Annotated in this window: 16 protein-coding genes; 6 read left to right on the top strand and 10 right to left on the bottom strand. The window is 31.8% G+C overall.

Annotated features, from left to right (window positions below; translation table 11 throughout):
• Window positions 1-408 precede the first annotated feature (408 nt).
• Both Q7C23_RS15500 and Q7C23_RS15495 read left to right on the top strand, forming a co-directional pair.
• On the top strand, window positions 409-1,092 hold the full coding sequence (locus Q7C23_RS15500; RefSeq protein WP_074656568.1) for a cell division ATP-binding protein FtsE: 684 nt from the start codon (window positions 409-411) through the stop codon (window positions 1,090-1,092).
• Window positions 1,092-1,955: a glycosyltransferase family 2 protein gene (locus Q7C23_RS15495; protein ID WP_375033389.1), complete on the top strand. Its 864-nt coding sequence runs from the start codon at window positions 1,092-1,094 to the stop codon at window positions 1,953-1,955. The genes Q7C23_RS15500 and Q7C23_RS15495 overlap by 1 nt, the downstream gene beginning before the upstream one ends.
• Here Q7C23_RS15495 and Q7C23_RS15490 read toward each other — a convergent pair.
• From Q7C23_RS15490 to Q7C23_RS15480, 3 genes are read right to left on the bottom strand one after another with little or no spacing between them, the layout of a single operon-like run.
• Window positions 1,948-3,042, bottom strand: a complete 1,095-nt coding sequence (locus Q7C23_RS15490) for a glycosyltransferase family 4 protein (protein ID WP_375033388.1) — start codon at window positions 3,040-3,042, stop codon at window positions 1,948-1,950. The genes Q7C23_RS15495 and Q7C23_RS15490 overlap by 8 nt on opposite strands.
• Complete coding sequence (locus Q7C23_RS15485; protein WP_375033387.1) at window positions 3,039-3,443, bottom strand: FdtA/QdtA family cupin domain-containing protein; 405 nt, start codon at window positions 3,441-3,443, stop codon at window positions 3,039-3,041. Before Q7C23_RS15485 ends, Q7C23_RS15490 begins: the two co-directional genes overlap by 4 nt.
• Window positions 3,444-3,446: 3 nt before the next feature.
• Window positions 3,447-4,538 carry a glycosyltransferase gene (locus Q7C23_RS15480; RefSeq protein WP_375033386.1) on the bottom strand — a complete coding sequence of 364 codons (1,092 nt, stop codon included), beginning with the start codon at window positions 4,536-4,538 and terminating at the stop codon, window positions 3,447-3,449.
• A 54-nt stretch (window positions 4,539-4,592) separates the two neighbouring features.
• On the opposite strand from Q7C23_RS15480, the gene Q7C23_RS15475 reads away from it, so the two are divergent.
• Complete coding sequence (locus tag Q7C23_RS15475) at window positions 4,593-5,492, top strand: glycosyltransferase family 2 protein (protein WP_375033385.1); 900 nt, start codon at window positions 4,593-4,595, stop codon at window positions 5,490-5,492.
• Window positions 5,493-5,704: 212 nt separating this feature from the next.
• Here Q7C23_RS15475 and Q7C23_RS15470 read toward each other — a convergent pair whose 3' ends face one another.
• From Q7C23_RS15470 to Q7C23_RS15440, 7 genes are all read right to left on the bottom strand, one after another.
• A complete protein-coding gene (locus Q7C23_RS15470; protein ID WP_375033384.1) occupies window positions 5,705-6,451 on the bottom strand; it encodes an acyltransferase in 747 nt (248 codons plus the stop codon).
• Window positions 6,432-7,940 (bottom strand): oligosaccharide flippase family protein, encoded by a 1,509-nt coding sequence (locus tag Q7C23_RS15465; protein WP_375033383.1) that lies wholly within the window; start codon window positions 7,938-7,940, stop codon window positions 6,432-6,434. Before Q7C23_RS15465 ends, Q7C23_RS15470 begins: the two co-directional genes overlap by 20 nt.
• A 3-nt stretch (window positions 7,941-7,943) precedes the next feature.
• On the bottom strand, window positions 7,944-9,062 hold the full coding sequence (locus Q7C23_RS15460; RefSeq protein ID WP_375033382.1) for a DegT/DnrJ/EryC1/StrS family aminotransferase: 1,119 nt from the start codon (window positions 9,060-9,062) through the stop codon (window positions 7,944-7,946).
• Entirely contained in the window at window positions 9,059-10,009 is a 951-nt protein-coding gene (locus tag Q7C23_RS15455) for a FemAB family protein (RefSeq protein WP_375033381.1), read from the bottom strand. The genes Q7C23_RS15460 and Q7C23_RS15455 overlap by 4 nt, the downstream gene beginning before the upstream one ends.
• A gap of 127 nt (window positions 10,010-10,136) precedes the next feature.
• Window positions 10,137-10,739: a trimeric intracellular cation channel family protein gene (locus tag Q7C23_RS15450; protein WP_194657611.1), complete on the bottom strand. Its 603-nt coding sequence runs from the start codon at window positions 10,737-10,739 to the stop codon at window positions 10,137-10,139.
• 134 nt (window positions 10,740-10,873) lie between these two features.
• Window positions 10,874-11,725 (bottom strand): hypothetical protein, encoded by an 852-nt coding sequence (locus tag Q7C23_RS15445; RefSeq protein WP_375033380.1) that lies wholly within the window; start codon window positions 11,723-11,725, stop codon window positions 10,874-10,876.
• A gap of 265 nt (window positions 11,726-11,990) precedes the next feature.
• Window positions 11,991-12,734 carry an RDD family protein gene (locus Q7C23_RS15440; RefSeq protein ID WP_375033379.1) on the bottom strand — a complete coding sequence of 248 codons (744 nt, stop codon included), beginning with the start codon at window positions 12,732-12,734 and terminating at the stop codon, window positions 11,991-11,993.
• Between the two features lie 20 nt (window positions 12,735-12,754).
• Here Q7C23_RS15440 and Q7C23_RS15435 point away from each other — a divergent pair, with 20 nt between their 5' ends.
• Genes Q7C23_RS15435 through Q7C23_RS15425 form a run of 3 tightly spaced genes read left to right on the top strand, consistent with a single transcriptional unit; the run spans window position 12,755 to window position 15,719 of the window.
• Window positions 12,755-13,735, top strand: coding sequence for a stage II sporulation protein M (locus tag Q7C23_RS15435; RefSeq protein WP_375033378.1), 981 nt, complete (start codon window positions 12,755-12,757; stop codon window positions 13,733-13,735).
• Window positions 13,736-13,747: 12 nt separating this feature from the next.
• Complete coding sequence (locus Q7C23_RS15430; RefSeq protein ID WP_375033377.1) at window positions 13,748-14,521, top strand: DUF4129 domain-containing protein; 774 nt, start codon at window positions 13,748-13,750, stop codon at window positions 14,519-14,521.
• Window positions 14,514-15,719, top strand: a complete 1,206-nt coding sequence (locus tag Q7C23_RS15425) for a DUF4350 domain-containing protein (protein WP_375033376.1) — start codon at window positions 14,514-14,516, stop codon at window positions 15,717-15,719. Before Q7C23_RS15430 ends, Q7C23_RS15425 begins: the two co-directional genes overlap by 8 nt.
• Window positions 15,720-15,776: the final 57 nt, after the last annotated feature.

Here is a 15,776-nt window from a genome sequence, read left to right as displayed (position 1 = left end):
GTATTCAAATGTATCATTTTATACCGTCTATAACGAAACGTTTCTCGCATTTATTATGAACAAAAAATTTAACATACCACATTTAACAGCTTCTGAGCGGGTATTTTTCCATCATATTAGTGATATAAGTAATTATAAGCTAGAGGTTTTTATCAACGTATACAACTCTGAAGATCATATAAGTTTTTCGAAATAAAAAACTTTTACCACAATCCATTAAAATGCACTTATATCACTTATATGGTTAAACATTATTCGTAATAAAATCTTTTCCACAATTTGCTAAAATGACCTTATATCACTTATATGGTGAAAAATTTTCATTTCAATATTTTATCAGAAATGATTGAAATTTATTTTGAATCCAACCGTTAACTTCTTACTTTTACCAATCAAATCAATTTTATTATGTCACAAACCGTACTGTCTCTTAAAGAAGTCACTATATATCAGGAAGGAAGAAAAATTTTATCTCATATTAATTTAGATGTTCAGCATGGCGAATTCATCTACATCATTGGAAAAACTGGTTCCGGAAAAAGTAGTTTCTTAAAAACTTTATACGCAGATTTACCTTTAAGCGAAGGTGAAGGTCATATAGTTGAGTTTGACCTGGCAACTCTAAAAGAAAGTGACATCCCGTATTTGAGACGTAAAATTGGAATTGTATTTCAGGACTTTAAATTGCTTCCGGACCGTTCTATAAAAGACAATATGTTGTTTGTTTTGAAGGCAACGGGATGGACTGAAAAAGAAGCCATGGAACACAAAATCGATGAAGTTCTGGATAAAGTTGGTATGAAAGATTTCGTTAATAAAATGCCACATCAACTTTCTGGAGGTGAACAACAACGTGTCGCGATTGCACGTGCTTTATTGAATGATCCTGAATTTATTTTAGCCGATGAACCAACCGGAAACCTTGATCCACAAACGAGTTCCGAAGTTCTTGAAGTATTGAAAAATATTAATGCACTTGGCAAAACGGTTATCATGGCAACGCACGATTATGCTTTGTTAATGAAATTCCCATCTAAAACTTTAAAGTGCGAAGATGAAAGAATCTTCGAAGTGGTGCAACGCTCCGTGTAATGCTTTCCATCTTAATTCCGGTTTATAATTATACTGTTTTACCACTTGTAAATGAGTTAGTAAAGCAATGTAATGATAGTGGAATTACTTATGAAATTCTTTGTCAGGATGACGCGTCAAATTCACCAAAAAATATTCTCAATCAAGAAGTTAATCTCCTTTCAAATTGTTCATTTTTTATAAATGAAGTTAATTTAGGAAGAGGAAAAAACATTAATTCCTTAGCTCAAAAGACAAAATACGATTGGTTGCTAATTTTAGATTGTGACACTTTTCCGGCTGAAGATAATTTCATTCAAAAATATACTGATACTATTTCCGATTCATCAAAAAATATAATTTTTGGCGGAATTATTTATGAAGATAAAAAGCCTCAAAAAGAGCAGCTTTTGCGTTGGACTTATGGACAAAAAAGAGAAACTTATTCTCTTTTAACTTCTAATTTAGTGATCCAAAAAGAAGTTTTTCTGCAACATCCTTTTGAAGAATCTATTACAAAATACGGTTATGAAGATTTGTGTTTTTTCTCTGTTTTGAAGAAAAACAATTTTGAGATCTCCCGAATTGAAAATCCCACTTTTCATTTGAATTTAGAAACTTCAGAAGTATTTTTGAATAAAACGAAAATAGCTTTGGAAAACCTTGTTTTTATTTATAATTCAAAGAAAATCTCTTCAGAAGACAGTAAAATTATCAAAGCATTTGAATTTTTGAAAAAACTAAAACTAACGAAATTTTCAGTTTTCCTTTTCAAAAAAAATATAACAAAAATCGAACAAAATTTACTTTCTGAAAACCCTTCTTTGTTTTTGTTTGATCTTTATAAGTTGGGGTATTTTTGCAGTTTAAAAAAGCTTAATTAGAATTCAAACCCTCTAAAAAATTCCTCCACTGCTCCATTATTATTTTGACTGAATACTCTTTTGAAGTTTCTTTAGCGTCCAGACCAAATTTCAATCTTACTTCTTCATTTTCAATTAAAAAAGAAAGCTTCCCAACATACATTTCAATATTATTATCCGGGATTAAAAAACCATTTTCGGCATTTGTAATTATCGCTCGCGGTCCAGTCGGACAATCATATGCGATACAAGGCAAACCAGAAGCCATTGCTTCCAATAAAACCATTGGAAAGCCTTCTGTTCTGGAAGTCATCGCACAAATAGAAGCTTTCAGATATTTCTTCTGAATATTTTTTACAAAATGCAGATAATTAATTCCCGATTCTATCTCCAATTTTATTGCTTCTTGCTCTAAAGTATCGACGTCATCCGTATAAATATCCAAAGTCCAATCAGGGTATTTTTCGCCAATTCCCTTCCAGATCAACAACAATCGATCTAAACCTTTTTCGTAGGAATTTCGCGCAACTGCAATTACTTTTTTCTGTTTTAAATCAGCAGTTTTTTTGCTTTTTATCCAGGATGGATTCGGAATTACAACAACATTCCTGACATTCCATTCTTTTAAATTTTCATCAGATAAAGCAACCATTTTGGTAAATTTTTGAGCACCAAAATCTTTGAATCGATATTTTAATTTTTTAATTGATTTTGAAATAAAATTCGTCTCCTGAATTTCTTCTTCAATAAATTTTGAACCATGACATTCGAATACAATTGGAACTTTAGTTTTGGCTATAAAAGGAAAAATAAATGCTTTTAAACCATTATCAGCAACCAAAATAACATCTGGTTTTATTTCGCTAATCTTTTGATTAATTTCTTTTTGAAAAGAATTGAAGAACTTAAAAATATTGCCTTTCAAAATCATATTATGAAAGATGACATCGTAATCAAAATCATAAAAGGGTTGAATACCCTCTTCATTTTGAGATAAAACATGAATTTCATAACCAAAATGCTCCACAAAATAATTGGCCTTAATAGCCAGAACTCTGGCAACTCCGCCAGCCACTTTTATTTTAGGAATAATGTAAAGCAGTCTCATTTTTTAGATTTCAAAAAAACATCATAATCCCGAATATAATCGGATTCTTCAAAAACATCAGAAGCCAAAACCAGACAAACTGCACCGGAAGAGAAATTTTCCAGTTCTCGCCAAATTCCTTTTGGAAGATGCAAACCAATATTGGGTTTGTTCAGCAAATAGCTTTTTTTGTTAGTGCCGTCGTTTAAAGTTACTTCAAAACTTCCACTTAATGCGATCAAAATCTCATGCTGTTCAATATGCGAATGGCCACCACGAAAAGCACTGCTCGGCACATCAAAAAGATAATAAACCCGTTTGAACTCAAACGGTAAAATATCGTTTTGAATAAAAGCCAAATTCCCGCTTAAGTCTTCTACAACCGGAATTTTTATTAATGCTATGTCCTGAATTGTCGTCATATTTTAATTGGCTTTGAGTAAATGTAGCCATTCTTGCCCAATTTTTTCTAATAAAAAGGGCTGAATACTTTCAAGTGTATTTTCTTTGCAATGTTGATATAAAACTTCATCCGAAACCAATAAATTCATGGATTCCGTCAATTTTTCCCAATTCTGATTTTCGACCAAAATTCCGTTTTCAAATGAACTAATCATATCTCTTGGTCCAAAATCACAATCGAAAGAAATAACTGGAGTCTCACAAGCCAAAGATTCCAAAATAACATTCGGGAACCCTTCATTTTTACTGCTCAAAACTAAAAAAACAGCTTTGCTTATATATTTAAAAGGGTTGTTTTGATACCCAATAAGATGAACAAAATCGGTTATATTCTTTTTTAATACTACCTCCCTAAGCTTTGATTCATCACCGTTTCCAACAATAATCAAGTGAATTTGTTTCTGAGCTAAATCAGATTTCGCATAACTTGAAATCAATTTATCAAACTGTTTTATTTCGTTTTCATATTGCCCAACAGCAATTATAAAATCGAAAACAAATTCTATATTTTCATGCTGTTTATCCTGGATTTCCTCCAAATAAATTGGATTGTGAATGGTAACTACATTTTTTAATTGATGTTTATTTTCAATCAATGTTTTCATTTCATTTACAATTGCCACATTAGCTAAACAATGATTGTACATCAATCTCGTTAACCACGAATTATTTGGCATATAATGATCGATCAAAAAACTATGAACGGTAAAAATGGTCTTGGTATTGTAAATAAACCTCGCTAAAATAAGTTCCTGAATCATTTTAGTTCGAAAACGAAAGTCTATAATAAAATCAAATTCATTTTCGTTCAGATACTTTCGTAAAGCCCAAAATCTTTTGATTTTGTTGAAGAATCCGTTGCTTTTGTTTTTGAGTAATCCGAGATTTACCAGCTTTCCCAAATACGGAAAAGTAACTTCATCCAAAACAATAATAATATCCACTTCAAAATCCTGTCTTTCAAAAAAAATAGACAAATTCGCCATCACTTTATCGCTCCCGCCTCCGCTTAAGCGATAACCAATTAAAGCAATTTTCTTTTTTTTGTGAGCCATTATCATCCGTGATTTCTTATTTTCGTATCAAATATATAACTCTTTAAAAACAATATGCAAGATAAATCATTAGTGACCATTATTTGCTTGTGTTACAATCAGGAAAAGTATGTTGTGGAGAGTTTTTTTTCGGCAATAAACCAGGATTATCCTTTTGTTGAAGTGATTGTTGTGGATGATTTTAGTACCGATAATTCAAGAGAAGTAATCGAAAAATGGCTTGTTGATTATCCTGAAATTCAATTTATCGCGAATGAAACCAATTTAGGAAGCACAAAATCCTTCAATAAAGCATTAAAATTAGCTAAAGGCGATTATATCATTGATTTGGCTTGCGATGATATTTTACTCCCCAATTGCGTTTCTTTACAACTAAAGGCTTTTCAGGAAAGTTCGTTTAAAAACTTAGGTGTTGTTTATGGAAATGCCGAATTAATTAGTGAAAAAGGTGATTTCTATTTTTATTATTTCCCTGTTGGTTCCCATAAAAAAACAATCGAAAAAAGAGCAACCGGAGATATTTATTTGAATGTTATTACTGGCGGAAATAGTATTTGCTCGGTTTCATCAATGGTCAAAAAATCAATTTTTGATACTTTGAATGGTTATGATGAAAATCTGGCTTACGAAGATTTAGATCTTTGGATTAGGGCTTCCCGATTTTATGATTTTGATTATATTGATGAAATTTTAATCAAAAAAAGGATTTCGACCACTTCATTTGGAACTCATTTTTTTATTAAAAATGATGCCCGATCTAAGAAAATAAATTATTCGACCTATTTAATAATTCAGAAAGCGATTGCTTTAAATAAATCTAAAATTGAGCATAAAGCAATTTTAAAACGAATGCATTTTGAAATGATTTTAGCTTTTAAAACAGCTGATTATAAGTTGTTTTGCAAGTATCTTTTATTGGAAATAACACATAGATTTCGAATAATTTTCTCATAATCCAAAGATAATTGCCATCAAAATGAGAAAGCTCCAGCGGAGCAAAATGTTTATAGAAAATTATTTGATTCCGATTTAAAGCTCCAGCGGAGCGACATCTTTACTTTGTGTAAATTTAACATGTCACCCCGATGGGGTTTTGGAAAATATGAAATTATGTTTCTATAAACATGACGTCCCGATGGGACTTCTCTTTTAATATCAATCTTAAATCAAATCGTTAAAAAATCATCCAATTGTTGCTTCTCGCCTTCCCAATCTCTTGAAATATTATTTCTAATCAATTTTGCTGGAACTCCACCAATCAAAATATTTTCTCCTAAATTTTTATAATCTTTGGTACACAAGCTATTTGATGCAATCGTGCAAAAATCCGGCGTTTGAGTTCCTTTCATAATCGAAACCCTGTTACTTCCAAAATTATAATTTCCAATAAAAATGGGTGCCGATTTTTGCAGTTTTTCGCCAGTTTTGGTATCAATTAAATCATGGAAATTGGTATCGATAATTTGAGTTTCAGAACCAAATCTTGCATAATCTCCCAGAACAATTTTTTCGGTACAAATTATTTTTCCGCCTGATGCCATTGAAGCCATATTTCCAAGTTCGCAAACGGAATTTTCGCCAACAAAAACAAAACAATCTTTACCAAATTGGAACTTTCCTTTGAAAGTCAATTTTCCTAATATAAAAATTTCAGCGGTACCTTTATGAGCCGAATTCAGTTCGTAAGGCTGGCCAAAACCAATCATTCCTTTTTGGATCTTCCCTTCAATATGGATCTCTCCTTTTATCGAAGCAAATTTTACTTTTCCATAAAAGAAAACCGGAAGCTTTTTAGCCGTTTCAAAAGGGAATTTCTTAAAATTGAAGTACAGCGTTTTGATCCAGTTTACTTTGCAGTAAAACTGGAACTTATGATAAAAAGAGTGACATTTTCTATAACCGTTCTGAATCATTTTTATCTTTTTTTCGCTGAACAAATGACGTAAATATTTCGCATACATTCATCTTTTTATTCAGTTGATAAAAACTGAAAGCAAACGAAATTAAAATCATCAAAGTCATTAAGCTGTATTTTAAAACTGGGATTTCGATATATCGAAGTAAAAATGTACTTATGCAAATCACAAAACAAACGAAATACGTTTTATAAAAATCGGCATTAAAATAGAAATCATAACGATTTTTGGTAATGATTTTTAATCCAATAAAATGGAATAAAAAATAAAGACAAAAGCTAAATCCTAAACCTCCTAATCCATAAAAATAATAACCTGAAATATTCATGACTAAAGACAAAATATTAAAACCAATTGCCGTTTTAATAAACATTTTTGAATCACCTTTTGCAATTAAAATGAAACCCATAGCCCAGGAAACGGCACGAAACAACATTCCTAAAATTCCGAAACAAACCATAGGAATTATAGCGTTAAAATTTGCAGTATATATAATTGGAATTATAACTGAAATGAAAGTCAAAAACAAAACAATAATCGGCGTTATAATAATGATTGAAATGAATGCTTGTTGAATAACACTTTCTCTAACCTTCTCATTATCAAAATTAATAGAAGATAATTTCGGGAAATAATCAGTACTCATAACAGTAAAAATTATTCCGACATAAGAATTCAGCAACGTAAAACCGGCGTTGTAAAATCCGACTTGCTCTAAACCTCCGTTTTTCCCGATATAAATCTGAACCAAATACGTTGATAAAAGCGCTAAAGCACTACTTATCGTCAGCATAAAACCCAATTTTACAATAGATTTTCCTTCTAATAAAAGCATCAAATTAGAAACTTTTTCTTTTTCTGTTTTGATTTTATTCGAATAATAAAAAGAGAAAATTAAAGCTGATAATGAGGCAATTATTATGGTTGGAATTATAGCATCAACTCTTAAAAAGTAATACAGCGGAATCGAAAAAAGCAGCCCGAATAAATTGCCGCATAAATTGGCTTTGGCCAACAATTTCATCTGTCTTAAACCTTGCAAAACGGCTAATTGACCCGATGATAATTGCTTAAATAAAACGGTTATTGCAATCAATGTAAACGAATAAGTCTGGCTCGAATCTCCAAAAGTAATGATGCTCAATGCTTTTGAAAAAAGAATCGTCAGCAACATTCCGAGAATGCCAGTAAAAAAAACAATTCTTTTTACTATTTGAATAGTCTTTGAAACGGTTTTTAAATCGTCATTTTTATACTCTTCCGAGATATTTTTTACAGCGCTGGTTTCGATTCCGAAGCCCGAAATACTGCTTATGACACTCAAAGTTGAATTCAGCAAAGCAATAATCCCCAGACCGGCCGGGCCGATAAAAACTGCTATTAATTTGGTTCTGACAATCGAAATTAAAATATTGAAAAACTGAACGCCTCCAAAAAGTGAAGTCGCTTTTAGAATTTGGTGATATGAAGATTTACTATCGGACACGAATTAATACTGATTTAAAATTTCAATAATAAAATCGACTTCAGTATCCGTTAAAATCGGGCTCATTGGTAAACTCAAAACTTCGTTGTGGATTTTTTCCGTAATTGGAAATGACAAATTATTCCACTCCTGAAACGCCTTTTGTTTGTGTGGCGGAACTGGATAATGAATGACAGTCTGAATATTATTTTGCCTTAAATATTCCTTTAAAGCTTCACGGTTTTCAGTTCTTATCACAAACAAATGAAACACGTGATTACTCGAAAAATCCCAAAATGGAAGTATTATTTTATCATTTTTGATTTCAGATAAATAGCGTTTTGCAATCGCACGACGGTTATCATTATCAGTATCTAAATTCGGTAATTTTAGATTTAAAAAAGCTGCCTGCAATTCATCTAATCTGGAATTTATACCGATGTATTCGTTATGATATTTCTGTTCAGATCCATAATTTCGAAGTGAGAAAAGGGCTTTAGCGAGTTCTGAATCGTTTGTCGTAATCGCTCCCCCATCGCCCAGACATCCTAAATTTTTTCCTGGATAAAAGCTATGCGCCTTTGCTGATTTTATATTTCCGTCAAGTTTGGAATTTGGAATTTGATCTTTGGAATTTGAGACAGCTCCATGTGATTGCGCAGCATCTTCAACAACAATAAAATTATTTTGAATTGCAATTTCATTTATTTTCTCCATTTCAGCTAATTGTCCGTATAAATGAACAGCTAAAATGGCTTTTGTTTTTGTTGTGATTTTCTCCCGTATTAAATCGGGATTGATGTTGTAGGTTTCTAATCTTGGCTCGACCAAAACGGGAATTAATTCGGCCTGCAAAATAGCCAAAATACTGGCAATATAAGTGTTTGCCGGAACTATAACTTCATCACCTTTCTGCAGTTTTCCTAACTGAATGTAGCCTTTGAATATCAGGACTAAGGCATCAAAACCATTCCCTACTCCAATGCAATATTTAGTTTGGTTGTATTCGGCAAAAGCCTTTTCAAAAGTTTCCAATTCCTTCCCTAAAATATACCAGCCGTTGTTTAAAACCAGTTTCAGTTTTTCCTGAAAAGCAGTTTCATAAGGTTCGTTTATTTTTTTTAGATCCAGAAATGGTATCATTTAATATCGATTTTATAAAAATCCTGATTGTAAACAGCACAGCCTAATTCTTCTTTTTGTTGCAAAAGTCCGGGATGATACCCTTTTTCATCCTCTGAATTTACAATCCCCATATCAAAAAACTTCTTGCCTTTACGTTTGTATTTATGCATCAAATTAATGAATAAAAAGTCTAGTGCTCTTACTTGCTCGCCTTTTTCAGAAGTGGCGCCGTATTGCGATTTGACAACATTCTCCGTTTCAAAAATAGTTATTCCCGCAATAATCTCATCATTTTGATAAACAGAATATTGCCTGATCTTTTCAGGGAATTTCTGCTTTAATAAAGTTATTTCTTCTTTAGTATGAACGGGTTTTGCATTGAATTTCTCCAATAATCTTGGCTCCAGAATTATTTCCCAAAAAGGTTCAAAATCCTTTTCTTCTATAATATCCAAATCAAGATTCTCAATCCTTCTAAAATGCTTCATTTTACTTTTAGAAATGTGCAAAGGCAATTGCAGGTTAACTGCCATATTCATTTCCTTTCTTTCTGGAAAAGCGCCTTTGTTATGCAAAAAAAAGTCTATTTCCTGATTCCCTTTCGAAAAGTAAAAAGACGGAATGGGTTTATAATGAAAAGCTTCAATTGTATTTTTCTTTAAAAAAGATAAAATTTCATCTAAAATTGACTCGACTTTTTCTGCCTTCAATTTAGACGAAAACAATAAACCTCCATAAGTTAATCCCTGATGAGAGTGCACCGATTTTCCTTTTATATTGGCGGGCAAAACTGCTTTTAGTTTTCCATTTTCAAAAACCAAAAGCGAAAAATCTTCAAAACGATCCTGATGATATTCCATAAAATCACGATGAAATAAAAACGTAGCATTTTTGGCCAGAGCGACAAAATCGTTCCAGATGGCATAATCGTTTTGATCGTATTTTTTTATAGAGAATTCACTCATTCTCAAATCCGGTTAATTATTTCTTCAAGTGAAAAAATAGCCACGAATTCACGAATTATCATTAACAAAAAAACAATAAAATTCGTTAATTCGTGGCTAAAATATTCAATTATTATTTTATAAAATCTTATTTATGACTGAATGCCGGTAAATACCATTTGAATTTTACCGCCAGCAAACGTACGGTAATAATCACAACCGAAGTCAGTAAATATAAAACATCGTTATCTAGATTCAGGCTTCTTAATGCGAAAAACACGATTCCGCCAAAAATGCAAATCGTAGCATAGATTTCTCTTCTAAAAATTGTTGGAATCTCGGTACATAAAATATCCCGAATTACACCTCCAAAACAAGCTGTCATAGTTCCTAAAGCTATACAAATTACTGGATGTAATCCTTTCGAAATCCCTTTTTCCAGTCCAATTAAAGTAAAAACGCCTAAACCAATTGTATCAAATAAAAACAAAGAGGTTCTTAATTTTTCAAACTTTTTACGGAAAAGAATCGCAAGAAAAAAACCTAAAATAATCACATAAACGTATTGCAAATCTTTCATCCAGCCCACCGGAGTTCTCCCAATTAAAACATCGCGGAGTGTTCCACCACCAACGGCCGTCACAAAAGCAATAATAAAAACTCCAAACGGATCCAGTTTTTTATGCATTGCCGTTAATGCGCCAGACATGGCAAAAGCCATTGTACCGATAATATCTAGTAAGTGAAACATTTTTTTTAGGTTCAAAGGTTCAAAGGAACAGAGGGGCAAAGGTAGCAATATTGCTTCTTTACTCTTGCTTCTTTACTCTTTATTGTATTCTCTTTATTGTATTCTCTTTATTCTTGTTTCTTGTCTCTTAAAGTTTATTTCTTAGTATAAATCGGACTTCTTTTCAACAAATAGGTAATCGAATCGATCCAGCTGTCTTTCAAATTAAGGAAAGGTTTACGGGTTTGCGAATAAATTTTTGTGGTATTTTTATACATATCAAAATACACATTATAGTAATAATACATTTGCGTATTAGCCGTTGTAGTCGAATAATCACTCGATTTAACCTTTTTATCATTGTTACTTATTGTCGTACTTCCGCCTCCATAAGTAGATGCGGTTGAACTAGTTGACATAGTATACGAAATTTTTGCCGCTACAATATTATCAACTCCAAGAATTTTTTCCAGATCTGCAACTGGCGTTTCATCGATATTCGTATGATCAATTCCGGCTTTGTGCAATAAACTATTTGTTGTTCTTAAATCCTGAACAGTTAACGGAAAAATATTAGCCGATTTATCTAACAATTTGTTATACATATCGTTTTGTGCAAATTTCGCCATGTCTTCAGATTCTTGTTGTGTATCTGAATTTACATATGGTACAGGCAAAACTGCAATTGTATTTGGTTTCATTTCTGCCGCAGCTACAGCCTGACCAGAACTGCTTGGCGCGGCATTACTTGCAGACGAAGTATCAAAAGTTTGTGAACGGCCACTTCCAAAATCAATTCTCGCAATTTGCGAAACAGCTAGTGAAATTTGTAGTGTTTCTCCTGGCAATGAATATTCAACCGTTTGATCCGACATTTTAGCAATTGTACATTCAATAATTGTATAATCTTTTTTAATAATTTTATCCAGTTTTTTTCCACCTTGAGCGAAAGCAAAAACAGATACAAACAACATCAAAATTGCTGCAATAACTTTCTTTATTTTCATGGTATTTAGATTAAATTAAATTTGAAAAATTAACGTTCTTAACAAAGTTAAGAAATCATCTTACAAAAACCATTATAGATTACAAATAAGAATAAGATTTTTCAGGAGCTAATTCCTGCTGTCCACCATAAAAGGATGCCGTTCCCATCAGGGCTATGGCATTCATTTTTAAAAGGAGATTTATAAAAAGTCAAAAGAAAAATTTACAAAACATAAGTATAAAAAACTTAGTAACTCAGAATCTCGGAAACTTAGTAGCTTAGAATTACATATTCTGAGTATAATAATTATAGTCTTTCAAAACCACTTTAATAAAATCGCTATTATCGCCAGATTGGTTTTTAATTCCGGTTACACTTTCAATTTTGGCAACCAGTTTATAAATAATTTCATGATCATTTTTCTTCACTGCTTTCTGAAACGTTTCCTTTATGATTCGCATATCATTATCAGATAATTTAATAACCAGAGGATAGGTCGGTACATAAGAAGTTCCAATTTCTTCAAGAATTGTATGACTAATATTAATTCTGTTTTTTAAAGTAATAACAGCTGTTCCCGCTGCCATATCGCCTAATCGTTGTGACTTTTTACTTGTAACTATAGATATCAAAGCGACCATTCCACCCATAATCGAAAAATCAACCAATCTAAAAAACCAACGGATAAAATAATCTCCAAAGCCAGCCTGATAACCATCAATTTTAACCACTTTTATTTTTAATAGTTTTTTACCAAAAGTTTGTCCTTCAAAAACACTTTCTAAAGTAATCGTATAGATCAAAATAGGGAAGCTTATAATAAAAACAACCGCTCTGATCGACCAGGTATCCAATGAATCGAGCACTCTTTCAAAATGAAAAAAATAAAAAAGTACCAAACCAACAACCAGTAAATAAGATCCTTTAATGATTAAATCAATAATATAAGACCCCAATCGCTCGCCAACAGAGGCAGCAATAAAATTTATTTTAACATTTTGTGTTGTATTAATAGATAATTCTGACATATTTTATATTTTAGCCTACAATGAGAGAAGTTGCCTTCATAAAACAAAATAAAGAAAAATGGCTGGAGTTTGAACTCGCTATTTTTGGTAAAGCTAAAAAAAATCCTGATGAGTTAGCTAATTTGTACATTCAAATGATGAATGACCTCGCCTATGCGCAAACTTATTATCCAAAAAGTAAAACGGTTATTTACTTAAATCATCTTGCTTCTCAGATTTATCAAAAAATATATAAAACGAAACGAACCGAAAAAAACAGACTTCTCGAGTTTTTTGTAACCGAAGTTCCGTTGCTTATTTATGAATACAAAAGGTATTTAGTATATGCTTTTGTTTTCTTTTTTGCTTTCGTTGCTATAGGCGCTATTTCTGCCCGTTATGATCCTGATTTTACCAGATTAATTATGGGCGATGATTATGTGAACATGACGCTGGAAAACATCAAAAAAGGAAATCCGATGGCTGTTTATGGTTCTTCTGCCAACTGGGGAACTTTTATTGGTATTACGGTAAACAATATTCAGGTGGGAGCGGCATGCTATTTTTATGGCATTTTTGGCGGACTTGGCACTTTCTATTACCTGTTACAAAACTGTATTATGCTGGGTTCCTTTCAGTATTTTTTCTTCGAGCATGGTGTTTTCTGGAAAAGTGTTCGCGGAATTTGGATACACGGTTCTATGGAAATTTTTGCCATTGTAATTGAGTCGGCAGCCGGGTTTATTTTTGGCGCTTCTATCCTTTTTCCTAAGACTTTTTCGAGATTAAATTCTTTTAAAATTGGATTCAAAAACAGTTTCAAAATCTACCTAAGCACACTTCCATTTACTTTTATGGCCGGTTTTCTGGAAGGTTTTATTACCCGATATTCTATTGACATGCCTATTTGGTTAAGCATTCTTATAATACTATCAACCTTGAGTTTAATCTCCTATTATTATTTAGTTTACCCTTTTATAGTACACAAAAAAGCACAACAATTATCAGCCAAATTGACTTAACAGAATCCAATAATGAAGAGAATTTTTCTTATTTTATCTTTCTTTTTTTGCTTTAGTATCTCATATGCTCAGGATACTTTGGCGGAAGCCGAACCTCCAAAAGTGGCTGCTATAAAATATACTGAAAAGGATATTCAGATTGATTCAGATACGATTGAAGCCAGAACATTTTCAAAAAACTTCAAAAAAAAATATAGCGATCCGGAATTTAATTACGAACCAAAAGCACCGGAAAGAGGTATTTGGGATAATATTAAAGAATGGATTGCCAACTTACTGAGAAAAATTTTCTCTTTTAGTGATGCAAAAACTTCTATCACCGTTACCATTATTACATTAAGAATATTGGCTGTTTTAGTAATTATTGTGGTGATTTATTTAATAGTAAAGGCATTAATCAATAAAGAAGGGCAATGGATTTTTGGAAAAAATGCCAGTAAAAGGGCCATTCAATATTCTGATATCGAGAAAAATATTCATTTACTGGATTTTAAAAAATTAATACAGGAAAGTATTCAGAACGGAGAAAAAAGACTTGCCATTCGTTACTATTATCTTTGGTTACTAAAAGTGATGGCGCAAAATAATTACATCGAATGGGATATCGAAAAAACCAATTCTGATTATCTATACGAAATAAAAAGTCCGGTTTACAGAGAAGATTTCACCTATCTCTCCTACTTGTACAATTATATTTGGTATGGCGAATTTGAAATTGATGAAACCACTTTTACAAAGGCCGAAAACCGCTTTAAGAAATCTATAAAAACCTTTAGCAATGAATAAATCGATCAAAATTTATATCGCTATCCTGGTTTTTGCTTTAGCCTTAATCCTAATATCAGACCGCGACGAGAAAAAACCTATCGACTGGCGACCAACATTTTCTGTACACGATAAAATTCCGTACGGATTATTTATTCTGAACAAAGAAATTAAGCCGCTTTTAAAAAATCAGAAAATTGAAAGAATTGCCAATGTAACACCTTATGAATATTTAGATTCTAAATACGATGCTGATACTTTGGTTGAAAATTACAAAATACAAGGGACTTTCTTAAGCATTTCAGATCTTGAAAATATTGATGAACAATCGATTAAAGAACTTTTTTATTTTGTTTCACGCGGAAATAATGCTTTTTTAAGCATGAGAACATTTCCGGAAGCCTTAATGGACAGCCTGAAAATTGATACCAAATTTGAATTCCACCAGCCAAAAAACAATATAATCTGGATGGCAAATAAGAATGTAAGTTCTAAAAAATACGTTTTCCAACAGGCTGTAGAAGATTATTTTTCTAAAATCGATACTGCAAATACAACAGTTTTAGGATATCAAAGCAATGAGAAAAAAGAAAGACACATCAATTTTATAAAAGTTCCTTATAAAGATGGTAATTTTTACCTGCATACTCAGCCAGCGGCGTTTACGAACTTTCATCTATTAAAAAAAGACCATTTTCAATATGCTGAAAATGTGATGTCCTATATACCAAAAGGTGATGTTTTTTGGTATACCAAATTGCAAAACGACAAATCGATTTCGCATTCTCCTTTGCGTTATATTCACAGTCAGCCTGCGCTGAAATGGGCCTGGTATTTAAGCTTAATCGGAATTCTGATTTTTATTATTTTTAATGCCAAACGAAAACAAAGAATTGTTCCGATATTAAAACCTTTACCAAATTTAACAGTCGATTTCACTAAAACGATTGGGAATTTATATTATCAGGAAGGTGATCATGAAAATCTAATTGATAAAAAAATCATTTATTTTCTGGAGAAAATGAGAAATGAATATTTAATCGACACAACGAAAATTGATGATGTTTTTATTCAAAAACTACATCATAAAACAGGAAAAGATATAGCCGATATTCAGGAATTGGTTTTTCTGATTAACGAACATCGAAATAGTTATCACGGAAGTCTCGAAGAAGATTTAATCAGAATTAATAACGCTATCGAGAAAATTTTACATTAGATAAAAAATATTTGACAGATTAAATCATTTTCACAGATTAAAGAAAAAATAATCCTT

This window comes from Flavobacterium sp. LAR06, assembly GCF_041946075.1.
Taxonomy (GTDB): Bacteria; Bacteroidota; Bacteroidia; order Flavobacteriales; family Flavobacteriaceae; genus Flavobacterium.
The sequence above is the reverse complement of the archived record's forward strand: the minus strand, read 5'-3'. Positions and strand labels throughout refer to the sequence as shown.

Coding starts and splice junctions, on each gene's coding strand:
- Q7C23_RS15475 (WP_375033385.1), top strand. CDS start 4,593: ATGCAAGATAAATCATTAGTGACCATTATTTGCTTGTGTTACAATCAG.
- Q7C23_RS15460 (WP_375033382.1), bottom strand. CDS start 9,062: ATGATACCATTTCTGGATCTAAAAAAAATAAACGAACCTTATGAAACT.
- Q7C23_RS15450 (WP_194657611.1), bottom strand. CDS start 10,739: ATGTTTCACTTACTAGATATTATCGGTACAATGGCTTTTGCCATGTCT.
- Q7C23_RS15500 (WP_074656568.1), top strand. CDS start 409: ATGTCACAAACCGTACTGTCTCTTAAAGAAGTCACTATATATCAGGAA.
- Q7C23_RS15470 (WP_375033384.1), bottom strand. CDS start 6,451: ATGATTCAGAACGGTTATAGAAAATGTCACTCTTTTTATCATAAGTTC.
- Q7C23_RS15430 (WP_375033377.1), top strand. CDS start 13,748: ATGAAGAGAATTTTTCTTATTTTATCTTTCTTTTTTTGCTTTAGTATC.
- Q7C23_RS15485 (WP_375033387.1), bottom strand. CDS start 3,443: ATGACGACAATTCAGGACATAGCATTAATAAAAATTCCGGTTGTAGAA.
- Q7C23_RS15440 (WP_375033379.1), bottom strand. CDS start 12,734: ATGTCAGAATTATCTATTAATACAACACAAAATGTTAAAATAAATTTT.
- Q7C23_RS15495 (WP_375033389.1), top strand. CDS start 1,092: ATGCTTTCCATCTTAATTCCGGTTTATAATTATACTGTTTTACCACTT.
- Q7C23_RS15425 (WP_375033376.1), top strand. CDS start 14,514: ATGAATAAATCGATCAAAATTTATATCGCTATCCTGGTTTTTGCTTTA.
- Q7C23_RS15490 (WP_375033388.1), bottom strand. CDS start 3,042: ATGAGACTGCTTTACATTATTCCTAAAATAAAAGTGGCTGGCGGAGTT.
- Q7C23_RS15435 (WP_375033378.1), top strand. CDS start 12,755: ATGAGAGAAGTTGCCTTCATAAAACAAAATAAAGAAAAATGGCTGGAG.
- Q7C23_RS15455 (WP_375033381.1), bottom strand. CDS start 10,009: ATGAGTGAATTCTCTATAAAAAAATACGATCAAAACGATTATGCCATC.
- Q7C23_RS15480 (WP_375033386.1), bottom strand. CDS start 4,538: ATGGCTCACAAAAAAAAGAAAATTGCTTTAATTGGTTATCGCTTAAGC.
- Q7C23_RS15445 (WP_375033380.1), bottom strand. CDS start 11,725: ATGAAAATAAAGAAAGTTATTGCAGCAATTTTGATGTTGTTTGTATCT.